Here is a 3,589-nt window from a genome sequence, read left to right as displayed (position 1 = left end):
ACAGAGATTTCAGGTAACACGGTGTATTCAGAAAATGTCGAAGTACCCATGTAGTGGTAAATCGGCTCCCCGTCTTTTGAGAAACGGGTGGTGCCATCCGGCATTAAGCCTTTACCCTGCGTTGCACGCACGGCTTGGCACAAATTAGTTTTCCCTGAAGTACAGAATTTACATTCACCACACTCGGCGGTGTAAAGTGGAATCACGTGGTCGCCCACCTCGACAGAAGTCACGCCTTCGCCGACCGATTCAACAATACCGCCGCCTTCGTGGCCTAAAACGGCTGGGAAGATGCCCTCAGGATCAGCGCCTGATAGCGTATAAGCATCGGTATGACAAACGCCTGTCGCAATGATTTTGACGCGCACTTCACCTTTTTTAGGTGGTGCTACATCGATTTCTTCCATTTTCAACGGTTCGCCGGGGCCCCACGCCACGGCTGCACGCGACTTAATTGTTTCCATCTTAGCTTCCTTTATTCAGTATGTGATTGGCTAGTTATACGTTAATGACAGGAACAAGTTTAACTTTTTCTGTTTTAAAGGTAATCTAAACTTTTTACAAATAACTTTTGCAGATACGTAATAATGAAACAATGGCAAGGAATCAGTGAGTTTGTTGCGGTGGCTCAAACATCCAGCTTCACCAGTGCAGCGAAGCAGTTAGGTCTGTCCGTTGCGCAAGTGAGCCGTAATATTGCAGCGCTAGAGCAACGGCTTAAATTACCATTACTCTATCGCTCCACGCGCAGCGTGAGTTTAACGGAGGAGGGCTCACTCTATTTACCGCATTGCCAACATTTAGTGGCGAGTCTCAATGATGCGGATCAGGCTATCCAACAGCGATCAGAAAAACCACAAGGGTTAATCAGACTGACCGCTCCAGTATTTTACGGCGAACACGTGATTGCTCCTTTAGTAAATGATTTTTTAAATCAGTACCCCGATTGTCGACTCGACTTTAACCTCACCAACGACACGCTCGACTTGATAGAGGGACATTATGACTTAGCGATACGGTTAGGGCATTTGGGCACGCCGCGTTTAAAGGCGAGTCCGCTCGGTCGTCGCCGGCACTTTCTAGTGGGGGCGCCGGCGTATTTTGAACGTTTTGGAGAACCAACTCACTTAGCTTCGCTGGCTGATCACCGTTGTTTAACGGGCACGCTCAAAAGTTGGCGTTTTCAGGTGGATGGAAAAGTAAAGACAGTGCAACCAAACGCATTAGTTCATTGTAATAGTGGCTTAGCGATAAAAGATGCGGTGTGTAAAGGCCTGGGGATAGCGATTCTGCCTGATTATTATGTCGCTGATGAGCTTGAAGCCGGTGTCTTACAGGAAGTGATGACAGAGTATCGTCAACCGGACGATGGTATTTGGGCATTGTATCCCGAGTCGCGACATCGAATTGCGAAAGTCAGAGTATTAATAGACTTTTTGAAGGTGAAGCTAACCGATAACGGTTGAAGTCGTGGATTTACTTAGAATAATTCGGAGAGTAAAAAAAGGTGGTGGATGGTACTGGGCTCGAACCAGTGACCCTCGCCTTGTAAGGGCGATGCTCTCCCAACTGAGCTAACCATCCAACGCCAAGGAAAACAACGAAGGGGAAGAAGTGGTGGATGGTACTGGGCTCGAACCAGTGACCCTCGCCTTGTAAGGGCGATGCTCTCCCAACTGAGCTAACCATCCAGTTTTGTCATCGCACTTCTGCGTCGTTGCGAGGAGGCATTATAGGGATACGCGCCAAAGTGTCAAACAAAAAATGCAAAGTTTTTTCTGTTTGCTGACTTTTTAATCATTTTAATTGAATAATGCGCTTTTGGGCTAGGACTGGTAAAATTCAACACGTCTAATCACTGAATTAAATAAAGGAACACAGTAATGAGTGTAGTTACGCGTTTCGCTCCAAGCCCGACTGGCTATTTACATGTTGGCGGTGCTCGCACAGCGCTTTACTCTTGGCTGGTCGCAAAGGCCCAAGGTGGTGAGTTTGTCTTGCGCATTGAAGATACCGATCGGGAGCGTTCAACGCAGCCGGCGATTGATGCCATCTTAGAAGGTATGGAATGGTTAGGGTTGAACTGGGACCGAGGTCCTTACTATCAAACTAAGCGTTTTGACCGCTATAAAGAATTAGTCGATCAATTGCTTGAAGAAGACAAAGCTTATAAATGTTACTGCTCGACCGAGCGGTTGGAAAAAATGCGCGAAGAGCAAATGGAGCGTGGCGAAAAACCTCGTTATGACGGACATTGCCGTGATAATCCAAATGCGTCTGGTGATAGTTACGTGATTCGTTTTCGTAACCCGCAAGAGGGTAGCGTGATTTTTGATGACTTGATCCGCGGTCGTATCGAGTTTTCAAACCAAGAACTTGATGACTTAATCATTGCCCGCAGTGATGGTACGCCAACTTATAATTTCTGTGTTGTCGTGGATGACTGGGAAATGGGTATTACGCATGTGGTGCGAGGCGAAGACCATATTAATAATACGCCGCGCCAGATTAATATTTTAAAAGCGTTAAACGCGCCGGTGCCTTATTACGCGCACGTATCGATGATTCTGGGTGATGACGGTAAAAAATTATCTAAACGCCATGGTGCGGTGGGTGTGATGCACTATCGCGATGACGGGTACTTGCCCGAAGCGGTCATTAATTATTTGGCACGCTTAGGTTGGTCGCACGGTGATCAAGAGATATTCAGTAAAGAAGAGTTGGTTAAACTGTTTAAACTAGAGGACGTGAATAAAGCGGCTTCTGCGTTTAACACCGAAAAGCTTAATTGGTTAAACCAGCATTACATGAAGACGTTGCCCGCTGAACAAGTGGCTGATGCGCTAAAATGGCAATTTGATCAACTCGGCGTCGATACGTCGACGGGTCCAGCACTGACAGCCATTGTTGGTTTGCAAGCTGATCGTGTGAAAACGTTGAAAGAAATGGCCGCGATTAGCCGTTATTTCTATGAACCAGTGACTGAGTTTGAAGAAAAAGCAGCTAAGAAACACTTGCGCCCTGTAGCTAAAGAACCATTAGAAGCGGTGAGGGCAAGTCTGTCAGGCTTAACGGACTGGACTGCTGAATCAATTCAAGAAGCGATTAATGGCACGGCTGAAGCGCTTGGCGTGGGCATGGGCAAAATTGGCATGCCGTTGCGCGTTGCAGCAACCGGTGGGGGCAACTCACCCTCGTTGGATGTTACCTTAGCTCAGTTGGATCAGCAAAAGGTTATCGAGCGTATTGATCTGGCACTTGCGTTCATTGCTGAGCGCGAAGCGAACGCATAATCTGCGATTTGCATGTAAAATAATCAACTTGATATAAAAATCGCCAGTTAGCGATATTTTTTCAAAAAACAGTTGACACTTAAGCGCTCCTCGCAATAGAATGCGCCCCGCTGTCAAGGCAGTTTCGCTGCTAAAGCAGTGGGGCTATAGCTCAGCTGGGAGAGCGCTTGCATGGCATGCAAGAGGTCAGCGGTTCGATCCCGCTTAGCTCCACCAAGTGAAATTTTGATAGCAACGTTAGTGATTGCGTCCCCTTCGTCTAGAGGCCTAGGACACTGCCCTTTCACGGCAGTAAC

Annotated in this window: 3 protein-coding genes and 3 tRNA genes; 3 read left to right on the top strand and 3 right to left on the bottom strand. The window is 47.3% G+C overall.

What is annotated here, in order from left to right:
• Positions 1-464 (bottom strand): alcohol dehydrogenase catalytic domain-containing protein (locus ABNS04_RS12185; RefSeq protein ID WP_348671571.1); only part of this gene is annotated, 464 nt, incomplete at its 3' end.
• Between the two features lie 123 nt (positions 465-587).
• Between ABNS04_RS12185 and ABNS04_RS12180 the strand changes: the two genes are divergently transcribed.
• Positions 588-1,466, top strand: coding sequence for a LysR family transcriptional regulator (locus tag ABNS04_RS12180; RefSeq protein ID WP_006956549.1), 879 nt, complete (start codon positions 588-590; stop codon positions 1,464-1,466).
• A gap of 42 nt (positions 1,467-1,508) precedes the next feature.
• Here ABNS04_RS12180 and ABNS04_RS12175 read toward each other — a convergent pair.
• Positions 1,509-1,584, bottom strand: a tRNA-Val gene (locus ABNS04_RS12175).
• Between the two features lie 31 nt (positions 1,585-1,615).
• Positions 1,616-1,691, bottom strand: a tRNA-Val gene (locus tag ABNS04_RS12170).
• Between the two features lie 192 nt (positions 1,692-1,883).
• Here ABNS04_RS12170 and gltX point away from each other — a divergent pair.
• Entirely contained in the window at positions 1,884-3,293 is a 1,410-nt protein-coding gene (gene gltX / locus ABNS04_RS12165; RefSeq protein ID WP_006956550.1) for a glutamate--tRNA ligase, read from the top strand.
• Between the two features lie 140 nt (positions 3,294-3,433).
• Positions 3,434-3,509 (top strand) — tRNA-Ala (locus tag ABNS04_RS12160).
• The last annotated feature ends 80 nt before the right edge of the window (positions 3,510-3,589 follow it).

This window comes from uncultured Idiomarina sp., assembly GCF_964010655.1.
Classification (GTDB): domain Bacteria; phylum Pseudomonadota; class Gammaproteobacteria; order Enterobacterales; family Alteromonadaceae; genus Idiomarina; species Idiomarina baltica.
This window is presented reverse-complemented; position numbering and strand designations above follow the sequence as displayed.

Bases quoted from the DNA above. Each gene is read 5' to 3' on its own strand.
- ABNS04_RS12180 (WP_006956549.1), top strand. From the start codon at position 588: ATGAAACAATGGCAAGGAATCAGTGAGTTTGTTGCGGTGGCTCAAACA.
- gltX (WP_006956550.1), top strand. From the start codon at position 1,884: ATGAGTGTAGTTACGCGTTTCGCTCCAAGCCCGACTGGCTATTTACAT.